Here is a 20,515-nt window from a genome sequence, read left to right on the forward strand (position 1 = left end):
CCTTATAACAGAGACCATCCGGCGACGGTCTCTGTATGTTATTTACGCCACGTCGTATCCTTGTTCTTCAATGGCTTCTTTGACTTTCTCGATGGACACTTTATTTTCATCGTATTCTACGGAGACCGAGTTGCTCTTTAGATCCACGCGACCCGAGACTCCGATTTCCTTCAATGCACCTTCAATGGAATTCACGCAATGCTGGCAGGACATTCCGTTTACTTGGAGCGTCGCTTGTTTCATTTATAATCCCTCCGATTTTATTATTTCATTAATTTGTTTACGGTAATCAATAATTCGTCGATCACTTCATGCTCGCCCGCCTGAATTCGCTCTACGATGCAGCTCTTCATGTGCCCTTCAAGCAATAGCTTGCCTACACCGTTTAGAGCCGATTGAATCGAAGAAATTTGGTTTAGCACATCATCGCAGTACATATCCTTTTCGATCATGCCCTTTATCCCGCGAATCTGACCTTCGATCCGATTGAGTCTGGAGATTAACGAGTTCTTCATCTTATCCGAGTGATGGCTCTTTCGCTCGTTGTCCGAAGCGCAGCAAGCATGATTGGCTTCCATTGTAAACACTTCTTCTTTAATCACTTTGAATCACCTCACACCGAAATCATACTATACCCCCCATGCCTATGTCAACCGCCATTTGCATAACGTTTTGAAACAAAGTACACATTAACCACGAGATCTAACCTACTCACTTGAAAAGGAGCAATATTATGCCGACGGTAATCGACTCAACGGTAACCCACTTTCAAGCTTGTATTGATGCATGCAGTAAATGTATGCAAGCTTGCGAAGAATGCTTGACCTCTTGCCTGAAGGAACCGGACGTTCAAGCACGGCAGCATTGCATCAGCATGCTTCGCGATTGCGCGGATATTTGTTCAATGGCGGCACTATGGATGTCGCGCGGAAGTATGCATGCGAAGCAGCTTTGCCAATTGTGCGCAACCATCTGCGACGCATGCGCTGCTGATTGTGCAAAGTTCCAAGACGCGCACTGCAAGGCATGTGCAGACGCCTGCCGTAAATGCGCGGAAGAATGCCGGAGAATGGCAGCATAACATTTTGTGTCGTGAAGGCCGCAAGCCCAACTGGCTGTGGCCTTTTTTCCGCACTAACGATATGGTGCTCTTGTCGAGTAAGGGCAAATAGAGCAAAGATCGGATGGTCCCTCAAGTCCTTACATTTTGGGGATGGTCGATTAATGACGATGCTTCCTCTTACCCATCATCAGAGGCATCATGACAAGGTGCATCAACGGGCAAATAAGTACCAATAAAATTGGCAAATAGTTCCCCCAAGTTCCAAGGTCGATGCCTGTGAAGAGGATTACTGCAACAAGGACAATGGGCAACACGCAACCTACAATCATCAACCAGCTGTGCAATCGACGATGTTTTTGGGGGGCCTTGCCTTCCTTTGAATGATCTTCATGGCAGCAATTCATTGCTCTTCCCTCCCGCTTATTAGCTTGGATCTTCTTGACACCATCATTGTAAACAGGAATCATGGGGTTTCTGTGTGGGTTACCGCTCCATTCGAGCTACTTCCGGCGATTTCTTTGTTTCATCAGAACATACCCGATTCCGACAATGATTAGCGGAATGGCCATCCACAAACAAAGCGACAGCAAGGTTCCTAAATACGATAATGTGGGGCGCTCCAACCAGGACGTTGCCGAAGCGGACATACATATGATTCCCATGCCAATAAAGATGGCAACGATCGCCCAATCCATACGTTTCATGGCGTTTGCCACCCTTTGGAACGATTCGCGGGAAACGTGATGACAACCCGGGTCCCTGCCGCAACTTGACTGAAAACTTCGATCGTCCCGCCCTGCAGTTCTACCAGCTTCCTCGTAATGGCTAGTCCGAGCCCGGTTCCTCCATATTGCCGGGACCTCGACTTTTCCACTCGATAGAACCTTTCAAAGATGTAAGGCAGTTCATCGGTCGGGATGCCGACTCCAGTGTCCTCTACCGTCAGTTGACAACCGGATTCTCCATTCCGTAGTCGCACTTGAATGGAGCCTTCCTCTGTATATCGAACTGCGTTCTCCAGTAAATTCAACAATACCTGCTCCATACGAAGACCATCGGCTATGATCGGCGGAATGTCGTCCTCTAAGGAAGACAAGATGGAGAGGCCCTTCTCCCGTGCTCTCAGACGCACCTTTTCCACAGCCGATTCTACAATTTCTTTCAAATCGACCCGTTCCAGCGTCAAGTTCAGTTGTCCCTCTTCCATCTTCGCCAGTTCAAACAGGTCGTGAATGAGTCGGTTCAACCGGAACGATTCCTGGCGAATAATCGCAAGGTATTTTTGTTTCTCTTCTTCGGTTTCATACAATTCGTCGGACAGTACCTTTGCGTACCCTTCCAAATAGGTGATCGGGGTCCGAAGTTCGTGGGAGACGTTAGCGAAAAATTCTTGGCGCGTATCCCGGTAATGCTGCAGATCCTTCGCCAAATCGTTGATCGCCTCAGCCAATGTCCCGACTTCGTCCGATGAGCGTACGGCAAGTCGGGTTTCCAACTCTCCTTTGGCAATTCTCCTCGCCGCTTGTTCCATCTCCAGCATCGGTCGGGATAACAGCTGGGAAACGATATACGTAAAGCCCAAGGCTAAGAAGAGAGCCCCTGCTCCGGATAAAGCCAACAAGCTTCTCACTTGATTCAAAGACTGTTCCATATTGTGCATGGAAGATAGGACGTAAATCGCCTTTCCTTCCACCCCGACGGGCTCTGCAGCTATGAAAAACCGTTCGTTTTGAGCGGATTCAAACTCGATGAAGACGGATTGCCCTGCAGCTAATCGCTTGAGATCGGAGCTCCGGATAAAAGAAAGATCGGAAACCTCCGTCTTTCCAAGACTGACTGTTTCCTGCTCCGTCCCGTCTGTCAAATAGATGCTTACGTTAGAAAATTCCGCGAACGTCTGAATCATATCGCCTTCGTCCGTATTCGCCATGCTTGCAAAGTGAACGGCCAATTCCTCAACCTCTTCGCGCATCTCTGCATGATAGAAGTTGGAGAACACTCGATCGATTACAAACCCTAAAGCGAAAAGTACGATTACGAACAAAGCGATAATCGTCGCGCCAAGTTTGAACCCGATCCGGTTGATGTTCATCCGCGATCCTCCGGGACATGAAATTTATATCCCACGCCCCATACGGTTTGAATCGGATTGTAAGAGAGCCCTGAGCGCTGCAGCTTTTCCCGAATGTTTTTCACATGCGTATCGATCACTCGGGTATCTCCCGCATAATCGAACCCCCACAAGGCTTCAACCAGAGCATCCCGCGCGAACGCTTTTTGACGATAACGGGCTAACATTAGGAATAAATCGAACTCCTTCGGCGTCAATTCGACGGAATTTTCCCGAATCAATACTTGACGGCCCTCCGGATAGATCGTACCTTCAGGAAATTCGACCATTTCTTGTGCGGATACATGTGTCTGGTTCGGATTTGCCCTGCGAAGCAAGGCATGGATTCGGGCGATCAGTTCCTCCGGTTCGAACGGTTTCGTAACATAATCGTCTGCCCCGACTCCAAGCCCCTGTACCTTGTCCTTCGTTTCGTTGCGGGCTGTCAGCATGATGATCGGAGTTTGATGACGTTCGCGGATTTTGCGGCATACCTGCCACCCGTCCATATCCGGCATCATGACATCCAAAATGATCACGTCGAACGGTTCGTTATTCGCGAAAGCGACAGCCTCGCTGCCGTTCGTCGCTTCTTTGACTTCAAAGCCCTGCTTCTTTAGGTAAATCCGGAGCAAATTTCGCATATTCCATTCATCGTCGACGACTAAGATCTTCACGACATCACCGCTTATCTTTCAGAATTCATCATAGTCCCATTATAGACCAAAAGTCCGTTACACTTCGTTTCCTTTCATCTCTCTAAGCTCTTTTTGCATGACTTCATTTTGCCTCTTTAATTCCGCCAATTGTTCGATGAGATGGCTTTCGTGGTCTTGTTTAGAGTTTGAATCCGATTTATTCCCTCTTAACATCAGGAACACCATCGGGAGCATCATTAGCGGGCATAACAGTAAGGCTAAGTAAGACCACTCCATTTTCGTTCCCTCCCATATATCTTCTGTATCGAATAACTTCACTTTAAAGCAGACGTGTGTATTTTCTGTGTGGGATGCGGGTTGTTACAACGGGCTTCCACCAAAGAGAAATCTCTTTTCCCACTGAGATCCCTCGATCGTATCGATTCGAACTCCGCCGGATTTTTTGGAGTATGTCTGCAGGATTTTACCATTGCCGATATAGATTCCGTTGTGCGTAATTCGTTCGGACAACTTGTCCACGTCTTTATAATCTGAAGCTTTCGAACCCTCGTATTCCATAAAGAACATAATGTCCCCAGGCTCTAGCTCTTTCCAATCCGTCTTGACGTCGCCCTTCCGCTTTATATATTTCCCTTGGCTTCTGGAGTCGGAAGGCAGCTTCAACCCGATCCCGTCAAGATAGGCTTGTCTTACAAAATCTGAGCAATCAAACGTTTTCGTATCCGATCGGCTGGAACCAAATTCATAAGGCGTGCCCAAATATTCTTTGCCGGCAGCAATAACCTTCCTTGCAGCTTCCGTTGCGGTTACCTTTGTGAAAGATACTCGAGAAGTCGGCGCTTTGTACCCTGTCCTCACATATTTAGAGTTGCTGCTAATGTACCCTGTCGTGCCCCGTACGTCTCGAACGTGAAACCAATAATCATTCGTTTCATTGAGGATTGTAACGTTCTCCCCTTCTTTTAAATAGCGAATTTTGTCTGCTTCGACGGATGGAGACGTACGGAGCGAAACGGCGCTCGCAATTCTAGCTTTCGTATAATCGGAAGTGACTTGTCCCGAAGCAGCGAACGCTTGTCCGGGAAGTACGGCGGCTGTCCCAGTAACAAGAGATAAGGAAAGAACGGCGTGGATCCATGGTTTCATCTTCATCATCATCATCCTCCTTTATTGTTACGCTTACATTGTAAGGAGAAGATGTGTAGAACCTGTGTAGATGCCCAAATTATCGGCCAACCTAAACGACTTTGTTTGTCCCTGCTGATGATGCGACCGACTTTGAACGATCGCGAAGATAAAAGCAGCCAACCAGGATCACTGAGATCCCGATCATGACTGCGCTTGTCCATTGCCCTGCAGTCCAATCAAAGGTATAACGAGGGGAATCTCCGCGGAGGTACTCAAGTACGAAACGCCCGACTGCATACATGATGCTATAGATCATGAAATGAACTCCAACTGGGAATTTTATGTTTCTAAGAACGATTAACAGGGCGAAGATAATCAGGTCCCATTGGCCCTCCCATATCTCTGCCGGCCACAACGGCTGTGCTCCATAACGCTCGAAAGCCATGGTGCCTTCCGGGTAAACGACTCCGAACTGAGAACCTGTGGGAGAGCCATATGCGTCTCCGTTAAGAAAACATGCGATTCGGCCAATGGCTTGCCCTAATACGACAGCAGGAGCAAGATGATCGGCAAACTCCCAGAAATCCAATTTCTTTCGCCATGTGTACAGAGCCATTCCGCCTGCCCCGCCGATTATGGCCCCCATAATGGAAATACCGCCGTTCCAAATCGCGAAAATTTCGGTGAGGTTTTTTGAATAATAACCCCATTGGAAGAAAAACACGTGCCAAAAGCGTGCACCCACGATAGCGGCGACAAAGACATAAAAGAACGAGTTCATGATATGGGCTTGATAAACCGTACCTCTCGTTAGGAAATGCGCAACACCGATTGAAAGTAAAACAGCCAACGCGATGACAAAGCCATAGGACGCTACGGAAAAGCTTCCGATCTCAAAAAGTGTTACTCTCATGTTAATCTTCCCTTTCTTGACTAATACCTTTCACCATTTCAGAATAATCGATAAATGTGTTCATCCGATGAAGAAGCTCAATTGTCCTCTTCATTGTTTCTTGATATTTTCGTATTACACTAGCGTTAGGATGGGAGGAACATAAATGACTAAAGAGAATAAACCCTTAACCCTGCTAAAGGGAGCCGGCTCCGTTGCATTCGCGATCGTCGCTTCTTCGCATCATTGGCTTCATACCTTGCTGGTAGCACTTGGATTAACGACTTTGGGGGCCGGATTGTTTTCACTATCTCCACAGGTAAAAATGATTTTCTTGGCCGTATCCCTTGTGGTATCCCTCTGGTTTTTACGGGTGACCAAGCGGAAATGGAGGCGAAATCGTCCTGCCGCCATCGTTTACTTAATTTCTTCTCTAATCTCCATCGTGCTTGTACTTACCGCGCTGCCGCAAACGATCTCCGATTTTACCCAAGTACCTGATCAAAAAGTAATAGATGAGGCAGATCACGAGAATCATCATACGCCACAATAAACAAGATACACCCTAGATCCTCCGTTTGAAGGATCTAGGGTGTTTTATTGATCACGGGGAGATTGTGATACCATTAGGCATTTCGCCTGTTTGTAAGGTATCTATCACACGGTGTGTTTCGTTGTCGATAATGCTTAGTGTATTTTCAAACATGTTTGTAACGTATATTTTTTTCGTATCGGCACTGGTAATGACCCCATGTGCCCCTGCACCTGTTTCGATCGTGGCGACGGTTTTCTTATCGGCAAGATCGATTTTCGAAACAGTGCGAGAGGGATTGTCTGCCGTGCCCTGGTTCGCCACGAATGCGTAGAGATTATCACTCTGTATATAAACCTGGGCAGGACCTGACCCCACACCGATCTTTTCGATTTGATCCGTTGCTAACGTGACGACAGCCAATGCGTTCTCTGCATTCAACGTTACGGCAAGCAATTTTCCGTCCGATGTAACGCTAGTCGTGACCGGTGCAGCCCCCACTTTAATTCGCCTGTTTTCCTTTCTTTCGATCAAATCGATTACACTTACCGTATCCTCGCCCATATTCGCAATATAGGCGAATCGATTGTCTGCGGAGATGCGAAAACCATGAGGCCCTTTACCGGTTGGGATTGTATCGACAACGGTATAAGTGCTCGTATCGATGATGGACACATTGTTTCCTTCGTTATTTGTAACTAATGCAAGCTTCCCATCGCTTGTATAAACTACATGAGCTGGATGTTGTCCCACTTCCACGCTTTCGATCAGATTCCCAGATGCAGCATCATAAAAATTTGCAAGTCCGTTCATCGTCATTCCGTGACCATGTGCGTCATCGCCATTTTCCGCATGTCCCGAATCTTCATCATTCATCTCAGGTACGACGGTTGCGGCCAATACTTTTCCGTCGGGCGACAATTGTACATTATGGACTGAACCTGTTGCCTCAATGCTAGCCGTAACCTTGTTATCAGTTAGATCGATTCTCGTGATACTCCCGCCTTCATTGGCTGTAAACAACCAACCCGACGAACTCTCGTCGACCGGATCTTGGGTATTATCTCCACTCGTCTGCTGTGGAGTCGGTTGTTCGGCTCTTTCGCCCCCTTGAACACAACCTGTAATTAGAATCAGGGCAGCTATTACAGCAAGTATCTTGCGCATATTTACCTCCAATAACAGTAATTATTTGTGATAGCATTCCATCAATCCAATCGAATCATCCGTTACTCTGCTTCTACCCCTAAGCAGAAAGTGCATCAATCTCTGGTTGACCGCCGTCAACAATTTTGATAAACATTCGGTTCGGCAAACAAATGATGACTTCCCCCACTCGATCGATTTTCCCATAGCTCATGCAGATTTTCTCGGGGCAATCGGATTCGGCCACTTCGATCCCGCCGTTGTCCACTTTCAGAAGGTCGTAACCTTTGGATGTTCGAATTTCGATCATCTCGCTCACCCCTGACAGTTCCACGTCGCGATATAACTTGCCATCCAGTTCAATTCTTGCGATGGTTGGCTTTTGAAGCGCTTCTTCAGGTGATTGATGAAGCCACTTCAAAATATACACGGACGTGACCATGAGGAGCATCGAGAATAAAATCCAAAGATCCCCCTTCTTCATGCTTCATCCCCCATGTCGGTCGATCCGCTTATAGCCCAAGGTAAGGTTTCGGATCGACAGCTTTTTCGTTTACTCTGACTTCGAAGTGCAGATTGTTTCCTGTCGCTTTACCAGTCGCCCCCACCTCCCCGATAACCTCGCCTTTTTTCACGTTATCTCCCTGACGGGCATCGATACTCCTCATATGGGCGTATAGGGTCCAAACCCCTCCGCCATGGTCGATGATCACCGTATTCCCATATCCACTGATCCAATCGGTAACCAATACGGTTCCTTCTTTCGATGCGAGAATGTTCGTGCCCGCCGGTGCGGCAAAGTCAACGCCTTTATGAGATGCACCTTTCTTGCCGGTTACAGGATCCGTTCTGGTCCCGAAGCCGGAAGAAAGCCTCGCCTTTTTCACAAGCGGGTAGGCAAACTTCACCGAACCGGAAGCCGTCTGTTTTCGGAGCAGCTCGCTTTCCGTCCGAGCGACTTCAAGGAGGAACGCCTCTTGTTCTTCCGTTAGTTCCTCCAACTCCTCAACCTCAGACGCTAAGCTCGCAATCAGCACCTCTTTGTTTTTTTCTTTCACTTGCAAGGTCTTTTTTATAAATGTCAGTTCGTTATAACTGGTTGATAATTCGGAAAGCAATCGTTCCATTCCATCTATCTTTTGTTCGACAATCCGCTTTTCCCTCTTTGCGATTTCGAATAATTCCTTTTCCCTTCGGATCATGAACAGCAAGCTGTCCGCACGCTGCAAAAAATCGGAAAAGCTTGCGGAATGCAGCAGGACATCAAGATAAGGTACATAACCCTCTTTATATATCATGACAACCCTGGATTGAACTTGTACATTGCGTTCGTCCGCGTGATGAATGGCCGTTTCCAATTGCTTTTCGGTCACAAGGAGCTTCGCTGTCGCAGCGTTGATTTTGCTCTGTATATTCATTAAATCGCTGGAGGCTTCCTCGATTTGCTCCATCAGTGTTCTCATATCCAGTACCGCTCTTTCTTTCTCCTTTTCAATCTCTTCGATTCGGTTCGTCGCAGCTTCGGCTTGTCTTTTCACAGCTTCTTTTCTATGTATTAACTTTTGAAGTACGATACTTTCGGACGATATAGCGCTTGCTCCACTTATAACGGGTAAGTTGTATTCGAATAAGATTCCAAGGAAAGCAAAGATAAGCAGTATCTTCTTCAAGCGAAAAAGCCTCCTTCACTGTCACAAGAACCCATAGTCAACTGGTGTGGCCAGTGTATTGGATAAATGTGTGGTTTCAGTGTAGGAGGTTCGAGGTTCACAGGATCGACAAACATCCTATTAAGTGACGCTGCCCTTCCGGCCCGAATAATAAAGTTTTAATACTATGCCGCTCTATGCGGATTATACCCTGTCGCGAAGACACCGCATCCACCTATTAAAAAGGCGTTATCCAATATGTCGCGGTATCAGCGATTCCCAATACAAACATCAGAAACCCTGCAAAACGTTGAACAAGCAGCCCCATTTTTTTTGTTCTATGAATCACGATTTGATCTAATCCGAACCCCACCATTAAGCCTACGAATAATAAAAATGGCATCGCGGTTCCGACTGCGAAGATGGTAGGAAAAACGAATCCATACGGCGCACTTATGCTTAAGGGCATCAAAGAACCGTAAAACAAGACAAACATCGTGGGACAGAAGCCTAAAGAAAACGCAGCTCCAAGCAAAAACGCACCGCCCTTGCCGCCTAACCGCCTCGACTTTCCTTGCAACCATTGAGATAGCCGTGTACCCAAGCTTACCTGCAGACTTATCAGTCCAAGCATAAACAACCCAATGATAATCAAAAGCGGACCCAGGAGTTTCCTGCTCCAGGAAAACAGCGGGATAAAATCAGTGGAGAGCTCCCGACCAAATAAAAAGAATATGATTCCAAGTACGCTGAATACTGCCACTTTGCCGAGCAAATACAGCAAGATTTCTACCCAACGTAGTCGGGCTTGTACCTGACGGTTCCCAAAAAACATGGCCGCTGCCGCATTTGCAGAAATTTGACACGGAGCTACTGAACCAACAAATCCCAGAAATAACGCCGAAAGCACGGCGATATCAGTTTGCGCGACGCTGAATAAAGGGCCGCTGATTATATTGCTTATCTTGCTAAAAAATTCATACATCACTATTCGCTTCATCTCCATGCGGATATGGTGTTCACATTCGGTTATCAAATCTGTCCCCATGTTCATTCGAAAATTGCTGAAGCAGAAAAGCGTACCAAAGCATATCATAGATCAACAATTTACTTTGAAGGAGTAAATGAAATTTGATGGAGTCCTTCATCACCCCAGAAATAGAACGTTTTATAGAACTACTAAACCTCATCGAAATTAAGAATGTAGATGTAATTCGAGACGATCTTTGGAGCATTCATTTTACCTTGGACAACCATGATTACGAAATGGAACATTTGCTTATAGATCTTAAGGGCAATGCCCGCCCAGGGAATATTTCTCATAAAAATTCCTGTACTGAGGCGGTATGTCCCTTTTGCGATGAGCCAAATTCCGTGTACTGTAAGTTCCTTAACAATAATAACTATTCAATTGTCTTATTGATTGCGCTTATGTCTAATCTTGATCTCATCCATCATGCATGGCTTCAGCATGCAGACTAAGTCGAGACAACAGCAGCGCTAGTAATGTAAAGAGTCGCGGTTTTACTTGTTCCAATAACTCTCTTTCATTTGGCCCCTGCGTAAAGTGCGGAGAAACAGTTGTCGGACATGGTACCCCCAACTTTAGGGCTTGTCCGATCGAAAGGCGCTTATCTGCGGCAATAGTATAACTATTCCAATCAGGAATCGATAAATGGCAGTGTTTTCGTATCTCATTCTGATGCTTCACAACGACTCTCATCGTATCGTCATCCATTGGGATCAAAACATTACATTCTTCCGAGATTATCGTATGCATGATCCAGGACAGAAACGCATGCTCCTCTTTGGTTGGATCGGGATAAACTTTGGAACTAGCCGCGAATTTTGATAACCCGCTTGTATGCAGTTTGATCTTCTCGCCAACTATCATTTTTGCGCCTTGAGATCCCAACGAGCGTACCACCGCCAACGTCTTGCTTAACATTCCATTTGTACAGAGCACGGTTAATGGCTGCAGCAACTTACCCTCTTCTCCGTTCAAGGTAATCATGAACCGTGACCAAGTAGATCATCATACCAGGCAGCCGTTTCAGGACAAGGAAGAGCTATCATTTTTCCGTATTCCCCGGATTTCGATTGATGGTATTTTAAATATATTTGCCCATCGGTTATGCCCAAAATTTCTATCTTTCCTGTTGAATGGCTCATTACAAGACGAACGCGCTTCCCTAAACCGGAAGTTTTGGATTTCGCAGACTCGACTATATCGTAAATTATCTTCAAGGGCAGAACGAAGTCTGCATTTCCAATGACAGGTCGGTTGACAAAAAAGTAATAAGGCGCAACACCTGCATAAGTTAATTTATCCAAAAGCTCCGCCAATACTTCAGGATCATCATTTATACCTTTTAAAATAGGCGTCTGATTCACCATTACGGCACCGGTTTGGTGAATCGCATAAAATCCCTTCATTGCTTGCTCTGTAATCTCTCTTGGATGATTAATGTGCATGACAACGTATATTTTCTTCCCTTGGTTCATGGTTTCATTAAACGCCGCTTGTAATTCTGAATCCTCTGTAAACCGCATCGGGTTAAAGACCGGCATTTTTGTCCCGATGCGAATAATTTGCACATGAGATAAACCGCTTAATTGTTGTAATATGAATCGTAAACGGGATGTAGAAAGGGTTAAAGGGTCGCCTCCGGTCAATAATACATTAGAGATCGATGGATGGTTTTGAATATATTGAATAGCCGGTTCAATGTCCGTAATCGTTTCATCTTGGCCTGTTTGAAACAACCGCTTGCGAAAGCAATATCTGCAATAGGCTCCGCATACGTTCGACACTAACAATAAAGCTGTTGTCTGATATTTATGTTGGCAACCAGGTACTACATAGTTATCCTCTTCGTCTGAAGCATCCCATCTCCCATATTCCTTTAGCTCATGGAGACTTGGAATGATAAGCCTCCGAATGGGATCATCTGGATCTACCCAATCAATCAAATTCAAATAATAATCATTTGCACGGAACACATAGGAATTTGTAACCTCCTTTAATTGTTCCTTTTCCTCTATGGACAAACCCTTAATTTGATCTATGCTACGGAAATATTTAACGTTCACGAAAAAGCACCCCCATAAGCATCCGAATAGTACATCATGCTTTGGTCAAACTATACACTGTAGTATAATGTTTTAAAAGCTCTAGCTCAATCAATCAGTTTATTACAAGATGACTCAAGGAAAGGTGCTCACAATATAATGTTCTTACTTCAGTTTCTTTTATCCTTCGTAGTTCCCCCGGGAGTTTTCTTACTGCCTTTGCTGATTTGGTGGATTCTTATGCTTCGGAAGCGTACTCGCGTTCACTTACTTATTCTGTTTTTCCTTGTGAGTTTCTATGCAAGCACAATCTCACTCGTTTCGGATACGATATTAGGTCGACTTGAACAACTCTATGAGCCGCCTCAAAACATCCAGGGCGAAGCAATTATCGTATTAGCAGGAGGAGCAACCCTCGATACATTAGGGGCCGGCGGTCCCGGTGATCCATCCGGCGAAACGGCCAATCGTCTACTTGCCGCCGCTGCTCTGTATAAAAAACTGGATATTCCAATCATTATTTCCGTCGGCAAAGTATATCCGGATACTGGTTTTGAGGCCATGGTAAGCAAAAATTGGTTGGTTGCAATGGGAATTCCGGAAAATAAGGTCTGGGTGGAAAATAAAAGCCGTAACACAGAAGATAATATTAAGTATGTGAAGAGTATCCTTGATGAAAACAAAATAACCGAACCAATATTAGTTACATCAGCATTGCACATGGCCCGTTCCGTTCAACATTTCGAGGAAGAAGGTATAGAGATCATCCCATACCCTACCGGTTATATGGTAAGCAAATCCTTGAAATTGTATCCCGAGAGATTTCTGCCTTCATACGAAGCCGTAAACAAACTGGGCCATGCATTGAAAGAATATCTTGGGTTGCTATTATTGCGTATCTAATCGATGAAACACTGCAATGAAGCCAAGTGATCTAAACTACGGTGTGTAGTATAATAGAAAAGTTATTATTTTGTCAAATAGAAACTATAAAAGTGGGGCCTATGATAGACTATTAATGTCGCTTTTGTGAATTGGGAGGAAACCGTAGAACGCTGTCGAATTATGTATCCTTGAGATTGTGCCGAACTTCATAACGAAGACGGGGGATCCGTATTGGGTGAATTGATCTCGATTGTCGAAGATCATAGGGAACCTTCAACCGAACCCTTAGCTAACCTCGTAGGCAACTGAAGGAGGATACATAAATGAAGAAGGTGAGTTTGTTGTTGTCGGGTGCATTGCTGGCCATGGCATTTCAGGCCAACGTTGCCCTAGCTGACGACACGAAGTTAGAGAGTGCAGTTAATGAAGTTGTTGGTACGCCTTACCTATGGGGAGGCACGACAACCGAAGGATTCGACTGCTCCGGATTTCTTTCGTATATTTTCAAACAATTTAGCACCCAACTCCCTAGAACCTCCAAATTGCAAGCCGAAGCTGGAGACAAAGTAGCGAAAGCAGATTTAAGACCCGGCGATCTTGTGTTTTTTAATACGGATGGAAAAGGGATTTCCCACGCAGGTGTCTACATTGGTGACGGTCGCTTCGCTCACTCTTCCAGCAGCTACGGCGTACGCATTAGCGGCTTGGACGAAGAGTACTATAAGACTCGATACGTAACAGCAAGGCGTATTGTTTATGGTCAAAATTATTTGTCGATGGAAGAAAAGCTATCCCATGAGTCCGAGACGACGGTATTGACAGAGTCCAATTAATCTTTCGAACGTAAATAGACCGCCGAGACGGCGGTCTATTTACATAGATTAATTTGCAGAATAGATTGTCCCTTCCCTTCTTGACACACCTCACATTGTAAATGGGAATTCCATTGTAAATTTAGTCTTTTCTCTGTTGCTATCGCAATAAATTCTCCCACCATTCTTTTCTATGATCTGTTTACAGATAGCTAGACCGAGACCCGTACCTTCTTTTTTATTCGTCACAAACGGTGAAAACATCTGATCTCTGATTTCTGCAGAAACTTCTGGGCCATTGTTTTCGATACACAAAAAGTAGTGGTTTTCTTTATTGTAACCCGTAATCTTGATTTCTCGTTCTTTATCGATCTCTAACAGCGCATCAATACTGTTATTAATAATATTAGATAATACCTGCTGGAGCCCCACTTTCTGTACGTTTAATTTACTGTCTGAAATCTCGATTGTAAACCTTATGTTTTCATTTACTAGTCTGGGGCTTATTAATGCATAAACGGATTCAACACCTTCAATGATTCTGATCATTTGCAAAGGTTCTTCGACGAGTTGTTTCTTAGTAAAGCTTAAGAATCCTGTAATTTGCATCTGAATTTTTTCAAGTTCTTCTTCAACAATGGATAAATAATCTTTGGACTTCCGGTGTAATTCCCTTGATTTGGCTGTTTTCGCCAGATTCACGAACCCTAAAGCAACAGTCAAAGGATTTCGAATTTCATGTGCCATGCTTGCGGCCATTTTTCCTATAATGCTCATTTTCTCTTCATGGAGTCTGCTGATCGTTTTATCTTTGTCCTCCAAGGTTGTATTAATATAATTGTAGTAATATTCAAACATAGCTATTTCAAACTTATCAATGCGTGCCATGATTTCTCTGAACTGATTCCAGCAGAAACCCAAATTACTATATCCTTGAGAAACCAGTATAAGAGATTCTCTCCATACATGATTACTATGAAGAATATGACTGATTGGTATATTCCCCTTTATGAAAAACAAACAAATTTCTGGTATTAATCGAAAGAAATAATGTTGCTTATACGGGATATGTATATCATATACGTAGCCGCAATAGATACTTGTCTGTTCGATAAGCTGCTTCAATGATTGCTCTGAGTTATAAAAATCAGGGAATTGTGGTAAAAAGTTATCCATCCAACATTGAATAATTGTTTCTTGATGTTCTTTTAGATATGTGATTAAGTCTGACAAGGAACGCCCCCCTAGGTCAACAAAACTCAACTATAACATTCGACAGGTATCGGGCATTTCCTTGTCGTCACTACATACCGTATAGTGGTATTATTATCCAATTATCTTTGTGAAGTAACCGTGAGAATTGCTCCTCTGCGAGCACTTCTCATAAATCGTAAATCACTTTCTTATTCGCGAATTGTATTTCATGGGCGATTGCCCGATTCCTTCCTCCACTTAGGTGAATAACATGAGACTGTGTAATGAGCAAACCAATCAAATCCTATTTAAGGAAGGCGATAAAATGCACGATCAAATGTTGAGAAATTATGTACTCGGTACCGTTGAACCAGTCGTTCGGTATGGTTTATATGAAATGAAATACACGTCAGTCGCTCATTCCATGTTCGAGATTTCCGCCATCACATTTTTGATGGGAAGAGGTTATGATTTTCCTAACGCAAGGCGTATTGTCGAGTCTTGGGAAGTTAATGAATCTTTCCCTCCTTATCAAATCACGCCCGGATTTTAATGAAGTGGAGGAGATCCCCGTTAGTCAATTGGGGATCTCCTTTCCGTCAGATGATCTTTAGAGCACAAAAGATCTGGAAATGATGACAAGAAGAATAAAGAGTACCAATATTGCACCGGTTGATGTGTACAAACCTGCTCCAGCGACATGGCTCATCGAAATCACCTCTTGTTTGTTGTTATTTTTAACGTGCACGACAATGTATGCAGATGAATTACAGAATTCCTGTGCTATCGTCCAATTAGCGGTATGAGTTGCACGTTCTTACCCTTCTCACCGCAGGAGGGGCACGCTGATTTCGCAGCTTCGCTATTTTTAACTGGGGTACAGCAAACCACGATTTATCCATCCGCTAAATATTAAATTCACTTTAACCGAGTACAAAATGCACAATTGATTCCCGTCAAGATTCATGACGTTCCGAGTTTATCCGGTAATCACGTCTCGATTTTTTCCATCGAAGAAAAGCAACCATCACAATAAATAGGTTCATGGTAAACCACACAATCGCAAGCAACCAGTTGGAGTAGTTGGGCACACTAGTCTCCTTGATTGGTGCCTTTTCTATAACTATCGGTTCTATAGTTGTTGCCGGCACAGCGGGCTCTTCCTTCTCAACTTCTGGTTCGATCGGGGAAATCTGTAACAACTCGAATCCGTAATCCAATAAATGTACGGCATCATCGTATACAGCCTCGCTGGAATCTCCCTTTAGCAAGACCACAATCAGTTCGTTTCCGTTTCGTTCCGCCGACGCGACCAACGTATTTCCGGACTGGTCTGTGTATCCGTTCTTAACCCCAGTAGCACCTTCATATCGCCACAGGAGTTTGTTATGATTCACCAGCTCCGAATCCCATTCTTCCCCATCCCAGGGGAGCGTCTTTGTAGCAACAATCTCGCGAAACACGGAATTGGCCATTGCGTACCTAGTAATAAGCGCCATATCTATTGCTGTTGTATAATGCTGGGACTCGTGCAACCCATGCGGGTTCGTAAAATGGGTTTGTTGCACACCTATTTCCTTAACAAATTCATTCATCCGATCAGCAAAATTACGCTTTGAACCGTCAATATGTTCTGCAATCGCTGTTGCTGCATCGTTTCCTGAATTCAAAAGAAGTCCATAAAGAAGCAGTTTCATCGATTTCTGCTCGCCTGGCGACAGATACACCCTTGTCCCCTCTTCATAGCGTGCTTCTTCCGAAACGGTGACGATTTCTTCCAGTTCTGAGATTTCCAATGCAACGATGCCCGTTACAATTTTTGTAATGCTAGCGGGGTACATTCGCTCCTTTGCCGCTTTTTCAAATAAAATCGTTCCCGTTTCCTTTTCCATGATTATCGCCGATCCGCTAGATATTTTTGGTGCGACGGGAGCTTCTGCTGCTGTAACCGAAATGGCATTGCCGAAAACCGCAGCACTAACGATAGCGAAAATAAGTAACATACGTAAAAACATGATGTGATCTCCTTATGATAAACACCCACCGATCATCCCGTTCATCATGACCAGGATGCCAATACACGACACCGTGAAGGCCCTTCTGCTAACCGCTCTAATTCGAATCGGTTCTTCAGGTACCAATAAGTGCTTAATTCTATAATTCACTGCATAATCCGCAAAATGTACGGCGGAGGGTAATGAATCGTTTTCTTCGTTACAGCGTATCATCTTCAACAAAGCGCTTCCTAACGACTGTAAGTCACCCGTCTGATCAAGTGCATAACGGTCGGCTTCGATTTCCGTCCAGCACTTATAGTAATGCTGAACTTGCCGAAATATGGGCAAATAGGAGAAGCCTTCGGCAAATAATGTAACTATGAGTAACTTTACAGGGTGGAACCTATTGCTGTGATACACCTCGTGAAAAATAACAGCTTTCAATTCTTCTTCTGATAAATTTGATACCATCGCTGACGATAGCGCAATTTTGGGTTTCCACATTCCAAATACAAAGGCAAACCACGTTTGATGTTTAACGACAACAAGGCTATCGTTGCTGAACTGTTTCCTTATTTTCTCCGTTAAAAGACAATCTTCCGCGAACCTCAGATCATATAGCCAACTCCTATGTTGCTTCCATTGTCTGTACAGGCGTATACCCATTTTAGCGAACGTATAAGCTATAAAGATATCAAACAACACTGCGGTTACGATTGGCCGCTGAAGTAACCCCTGAACAGCAGTTAAGCAATACTGTACAATATTCCATCCTGCATCTACATCCCATATTTGATGAACGATAAATAAAATCATCTGTGATAAAAGGAAAAAGCCTAGTATAACAACACTAATGAAAGTTACTCTGTAACCCGCAAACCGCCTCATTTGGAAGACCTGCTTTTCAGCGACGATAGCTTTTCCTCTAATTTTGTAATCAATTCCGGATCTGCCTGTTCTAATGCATCAAGCATGTGAGGCACGACATATTCTCCATATTCGTTCATCAGACCTTGCGTAATGGACCTTGTTTGTTCCAGAATAAACTCATCTTTATTTTGTACTGGGAAAAAAATTGAAGCTCGTCCTCGACCGCTACCTTTTTTTTGCTTTTTCAAATATCCTTTCAATGAAAGGCGATTCATGACAGTCATTACCGCATTAAAAGAGATGGGGTTTTCAGCGCTTAATTCCATCTGCATTTCCTTCGCCGAATACCCCCCTTTTCTCCAGATCAGTTCCATAATTTTTGCTTCCAAGGGACCGAAAAAAACATTTAACCCTTCTTCTTTTACGTTTACTCTTTTTACGGTCAAATCACATCCCCCCAAACGATAAAAATCTACAAGTTGAAATTCACCATACTACAAATTGTAGTTAATAGTGTTTAGTAGGTCAATTGTTGTATTACAAACTTAATGCTCGATGTACATTTCATGCCAGAGACTAAAAATGTATAACACCCACAGTTTTCTGGAAAAGTCCCCTCGACCGGTTAAGTGATCCTGCACCATGCGGTCAATGTACGGAAGATGGAAATACCGCGCCATGGAAGGCATTAGTAATTGCTCACGGATGACGGACATCCTTTCTTTGTTACGAAGCCAATCTCGGAGCGGAACCGGGAAGCCCAGTTTGGGGCGATTCACTACAAAATCCGGTACTACACCTTCCATTGCCTTTCGAAAAGCTAACTTTGTTGTCCCTTTCGCAATCCGGTAGTGAGCCGGTATTCGTTTAGCTGCCTCAAACACTTCTTTATCAAGGAAGGGGACTCGTAATTCTAGCGAGTGTGCCATGGTCATTTTATCGGCTTTCATCAGGATGTCCCCGGTTAACCATAAGTTCAAGTCAATGAGCTGCATCCGGGTAACCGAATCATGGTGAACCGATTCTTGGTAAATTTTTTTCGTAATATCGCTTGGCCTTCCCACTTTATGAAACCATATCTCCCAATTCGTAAGTAAATCCTGCTTCGCATCTTCATGAAAAATATTCGCATTGCCAAAAAAGCGCTGTTCAAGAGGCGTAAACGCTCTTATTAAATAGTTTTTCCCTGTAAACGACCATGGCGCACTGGTTAGGATGTTCTTCATCATTTGTTTCCACTCCGAAGGAAGCCAACTTAACGCTCGCAAAGAGTTCGGCTCTCGGTAAATGCGATACCCGCCGAACAATTCATCGGCACCCTCACCCGATAGGACAACAGTGACATGCTCTTTAGCCAAGCGAGCTACATGGTACAGTGCGACAGCGGCCGGGTCCGCCACCGGATCGTCTTGGTGCCAAACTGTCTTTCTTACACTTCCGAAATACTCTTCTTCTGAAATAATGTGATCGTAGTGATCTGTCCCCAATACGGAAGCTGTTTTTCCTGCAATAACGGTCTCATTGTTCGAGCCCTCAAATCCTACAGAAAAGGTTCGAATCGACTCGAAGGAATTCATATGGGCCGCTATCGCTGAAGAATCGATGCCGCTAGATAAAAAGCAGCCTCGAAGTACGTCGCTTTGCATATGAAATTCAACGGAATTGCGCAAAGACTCACGAATATCTTCGATATAGTCGTTCATGGATCGTTCGGATGGTTCAAAAATGGGTGACCAGTATTTACTTACTTGTACCCTCCCATCAGAATCTACTCGCATACAATGCCCTGCCTGCAATTGATGCACGTTCGAAAACATTGTGTTGGGCTGAGGGACATATTGGAAGGTCAAATACGCAACCAAGCTTTCCATTCTTACTGTTTTGTTCACTCTCCCGCTAGCAATGAGTGCTTTGATTTCGGAAGCAAAAACGAACCCCTCTTGATCTAAAACATAATAAAATGGTTTTATCCCGAAATGATCACGTGCAGCAAATAATGTTCGTGTTCGAGAATCCCAAATCGCAAAAGCAAACATACCTCTCAAATAATCGACACAGTCTCCCCCATACTCTTCATAAAGATGTACAATCGTTTCGGAATCGGACTGGGTAGAAAACCGGTGTCCCTTCTCGATCAACATACTCCTTAACTCTTTGTAATTATAAATTTCTCCGTTAAAAACCAACCAGACTGTTCCATCCTCATTCGAGCAAGGCTGGCGCCCTTCGTCAATATCTATGATCGACAACCTTCGGAACCCTAAGCCGATCTGACCATCGAAGTGATAAGCCACGTCATCCGGTCCCCGATGCATAATGGTTTCTGTCATGTTTCCCAATACTTCCGTTTCTGCTTTCCCTTCACCAAAATACATCAGCCCTACAATCCCGCACATGTTCACTGTCCTTCCTGGTTGATTACTTCATGAAAAAGAATAATGAAACAATCATGCCACTACACATTGTAGTATATTTATTATAAGAGATCACACGTGTTCTTCCTCTT

General features: G+C 44.4%; 25 protein-coding genes and 1 riboswitch. Of the genes, 5 read left to right on the forward strand and 20 right to left on the reverse strand.

The genetic code is table 11. The annotated features are described in order from the left end of the window. Nucleotides 1-42: 42 nt before the first annotated feature. Both FE782_RS21850 and FE782_RS21855 read right to left on the reverse strand, forming a co-directional pair. A complete protein-coding gene (locus FE782_RS21850; RefSeq protein WP_138196471.1) occupies nt 43-243 on the reverse strand; it encodes a copper ion binding protein in 201 nt (66 codons plus the stop codon). Nucleotides 244-263: 20 nt separating this feature from the next. Next, complete coding sequence (locus tag FE782_RS21855; RefSeq protein WP_138196610.1) at nt 264-578, reverse strand: metal-sensitive transcriptional regulator; 315 nt, start codon at nt 576-578, stop codon at nt 264-266. Nucleotides 579-733: 155 nt separating this feature from the next. Between FE782_RS21855 and FE782_RS21860 the strand changes: the two genes are divergently transcribed. Then, entirely contained in the window at nt 734-1,081 is a 348-nt protein-coding gene (locus tag FE782_RS21860; RefSeq protein ID WP_138196472.1) for a four-helix bundle copper-binding protein, read from the forward strand. A 140-nt stretch (nt 1,082-1,221) separates the two neighbouring features. On the opposite strand, the gene FE782_RS33350 is transcribed toward FE782_RS21860, so the two are convergent. The 6 genes from FE782_RS33350 to lgt form a co-directional block, all read right to left on the reverse strand. Next, the gene (locus tag FE782_RS33350) at nt 1,222-1,530 is read right to left on the reverse strand and encodes a DUF2933 domain-containing protein (protein ID WP_138196473.1); all 309 of its coding nucleotides are present in this window, start codon (nt 1,528-1,530) and stop codon (nt 1,222-1,224) included. Between the two features lie 233 nt (nt 1,531-1,763). Continuing rightward, nucleotides 1,764-3,155: a sensor histidine kinase gene (locus tag FE782_RS21870; RefSeq protein ID WP_138196474.1), complete on the reverse strand. Its 1,392-nt coding sequence runs from the start codon at nt 3,153-3,155 to the stop codon at nt 1,764-1,766. Then, nucleotides 3,152-3,865, reverse strand: coding sequence for a response regulator transcription factor (locus FE782_RS21875; RefSeq protein WP_274388745.1), 714 nt, complete (start codon nt 3,863-3,865; stop codon nt 3,152-3,154). The genes FE782_RS21870 and FE782_RS21875 overlap by 4 nt, the downstream gene beginning before the upstream one ends. Before the next feature lie 42 nt (nt 3,866-3,907). Continuing rightward, nucleotides 3,908-4,108 (reverse strand): hypothetical protein, encoded by a 201-nt coding sequence (locus tag FE782_RS21880; RefSeq protein ID WP_138196475.1) that lies wholly within the window; start codon nt 4,106-4,108, stop codon nt 3,908-3,910. An 84-nt stretch (nt 4,109-4,192) separates the two neighbouring features. Next, the gene (locus tag FE782_RS21885; protein ID WP_338016910.1) at nt 4,193-4,987 is read right to left on the reverse strand and encodes a C40 family peptidase; all 795 of its coding nucleotides are present in this window, start codon (nt 4,985-4,987) and stop codon (nt 4,193-4,195) included. An 82-nt stretch (nt 4,988-5,069) separates the two neighbouring features. Then, a complete protein-coding gene (lgt, locus tag FE782_RS21890; RefSeq protein WP_138196476.1) occupies nt 5,070-5,873 on the reverse strand; it encodes a prolipoprotein diacylglyceryl transferase in 804 nt (267 codons plus the stop codon). A 145-nt stretch (nt 5,874-6,018) separates the two neighbouring features. Between lgt and FE782_RS21895 the strand changes: the two genes are divergently transcribed. Beyond that, on the forward strand, nt 6,019-6,405 hold the full coding sequence (locus FE782_RS21895) for an AI-2E family transporter (protein ID WP_138196477.1): 387 nt from the start codon (nt 6,019-6,021) through the stop codon (nt 6,403-6,405). Between the two features lie 51 nt (nt 6,406-6,456). Here the strand turns inward: FE782_RS21895 and FE782_RS21900 are convergent, their stop codons facing one another. The 6 genes from FE782_RS21900 to FE782_RS21925 all read right to left on the reverse strand — a co-directional run bounded on the left by FE782_RS21900 (nt 6,457) and on the right by FE782_RS21925 (nt 12,272). Further along, nucleotides 6,457-7,551: a YncE family protein gene (locus FE782_RS21900; protein ID WP_138196478.1), complete on the reverse strand. Its 1,095-nt coding sequence runs from the start codon at nt 7,549-7,551 to the stop codon at nt 6,457-6,459. A gap of 79 nt (nt 7,552-7,630) precedes the next feature. Continuing rightward, the gene (locus tag FE782_RS21905; RefSeq protein ID WP_138196479.1) at nt 7,631-8,014 is read right to left on the reverse strand and encodes a NusG domain II-containing protein; all 384 of its coding nucleotides are present in this window, start codon (nt 8,012-8,014) and stop codon (nt 7,631-7,633) included. A gap of 28 nt (nt 8,015-8,042) precedes the next feature. Then, entirely contained in the window at nt 8,043-9,200 is a 1,158-nt protein-coding gene (locus FE782_RS21910; RefSeq protein WP_138196480.1) for a murein hydrolase activator EnvC family protein, read from the reverse strand. A gap of 217 nt (nt 9,201-9,417) precedes the next feature. After that, a complete protein-coding gene (locus FE782_RS21915) occupies nt 9,418-10,164 on the reverse strand; it encodes a sulfite exporter TauE/SafE family protein (RefSeq protein WP_138196613.1) in 747 nt (248 codons plus the stop codon). A 462-nt stretch (nt 10,165-10,626) separates the two neighbouring features. Next, the gene (locus FE782_RS21920) at nt 10,627-11,163 is read right to left on the reverse strand and encodes a hypothetical protein (RefSeq protein WP_138196481.1); all 537 of its coding nucleotides are present in this window, start codon (nt 11,161-11,163) and stop codon (nt 10,627-10,629) included. A 26-nt stretch (nt 11,164-11,189) separates the two neighbouring features. Beyond that, nucleotides 11,190-12,272 carry a KamA family radical SAM protein gene (locus FE782_RS21925; protein ID WP_138196482.1) on the reverse strand — a complete coding sequence of 361 codons (1,083 nt, stop codon included), beginning with the start codon at nt 12,270-12,272 and terminating at the stop codon, nt 11,190-11,192. A 198-nt stretch (nt 12,273-12,470) separates the two neighbouring features. Here FE782_RS21925 and FE782_RS21930 point away from each other — a divergent pair, with 198 nt between their 5' ends. Both FE782_RS21930 and FE782_RS21935 read left to right on the forward strand, forming a co-directional pair. Next, nucleotides 12,471-13,154 (forward strand): YdcF family protein, encoded by a 684-nt coding sequence (locus FE782_RS21930; protein WP_158299501.1) that lies wholly within the window; start codon nt 12,471-12,473, stop codon nt 13,152-13,154. A gap of 169 nt (nt 13,155-13,323) precedes the next feature. Beyond that, a riboswitch (cyclic di-AMP (ydaO/yuaA leader) is annotated at nt 13,324-13,455 on the forward strand. A 4-nt stretch (nt 13,456-13,459) separates the two neighbouring features. Further along, nucleotides 13,460-13,969: a C40 family peptidase gene (locus FE782_RS21935; protein WP_138196484.1), complete on the forward strand. Its 510-nt coding sequence runs from the start codon at nt 13,460-13,462 to the stop codon at nt 13,967-13,969. A gap of 90 nt (nt 13,970-14,059) precedes the next feature. Here FE782_RS21935 and FE782_RS21940 read toward each other — a convergent pair whose 3' ends face one another. Beyond that, nucleotides 14,060-15,181 carry a sensor histidine kinase gene (locus tag FE782_RS21940; protein WP_138196485.1) on the reverse strand — a complete coding sequence of 374 codons (1,122 nt, stop codon included), beginning with the start codon at nt 15,179-15,181 and terminating at the stop codon, nt 14,060-14,062. Nucleotides 15,182-15,467: 286 nt separating this feature from the next. Between FE782_RS21940 and FE782_RS21945 the strand changes: the two genes are divergently transcribed. Continuing rightward, the gene (locus tag FE782_RS21945) at nt 15,468-15,695 is read left to right on the forward strand and encodes a hypothetical protein (protein WP_138196486.1); all 228 of its coding nucleotides are present in this window, start codon (nt 15,468-15,470) and stop codon (nt 15,693-15,695) included. Between the two features lie 57 nt (nt 15,696-15,752). Here the strand turns inward: FE782_RS21945 and FE782_RS32985 are convergent, their stop codons facing one another. The 5 genes from FE782_RS32985 to asnB all read right to left on the reverse strand — a co-directional run bounded on the left by FE782_RS32985 (nt 15,753) and on the right by asnB (nt 20,405). Next, nucleotides 15,753-15,851: a dihydroorotate dehydrogenase gene (locus tag FE782_RS32985; protein ID WP_138196487.1), complete on the reverse strand. Its 99-nt coding sequence runs from the start codon at nt 15,849-15,851 to the stop codon at nt 15,753-15,755. A gap of 247 nt (nt 15,852-16,098) precedes the next feature. After that, nucleotides 16,099-17,157, reverse strand: coding sequence for a D-alanyl-D-alanine carboxypeptidase family protein (locus FE782_RS21955; RefSeq protein ID WP_138196488.1), 1,059 nt, complete (start codon nt 17,155-17,157; stop codon nt 16,099-16,101). 12 nt (nt 17,158-17,169) lie between these two features. Continuing rightward, nucleotides 17,170-18,027, reverse strand: a complete 858-nt coding sequence (locus FE782_RS21960) for a M56 family metallopeptidase (protein WP_138196489.1) — start codon at nt 18,025-18,027, stop codon at nt 17,170-17,172. Beyond that, nucleotides 18,024-18,455, reverse strand: coding sequence for a BlaI/MecI/CopY family transcriptional regulator (locus FE782_RS21965; RefSeq protein ID WP_138196490.1), 432 nt, complete (start codon nt 18,453-18,455; stop codon nt 18,024-18,026). The genes FE782_RS21960 and FE782_RS21965 overlap by 4 nt, the downstream gene beginning before the upstream one ends. A gap of 99 nt (nt 18,456-18,554) precedes the next feature. After that, a complete protein-coding gene (gene asnB, locus FE782_RS21970; protein WP_138196491.1) occupies nt 18,555-20,405 on the reverse strand; it encodes an asparagine synthase (glutamine-hydrolyzing) in 1,851 nt (616 codons plus the stop codon). Nucleotides 20,406-20,515 lie beyond the last annotated feature (110 nt).

The organism is Paenibacillus antri, assembly GCF_005765165.1.
Lineage (GTDB): Bacteria > Bacillota > Bacilli > Paenibacillales > YIM-B00363 > Paenibacillus_AE > Paenibacillus_AE antri.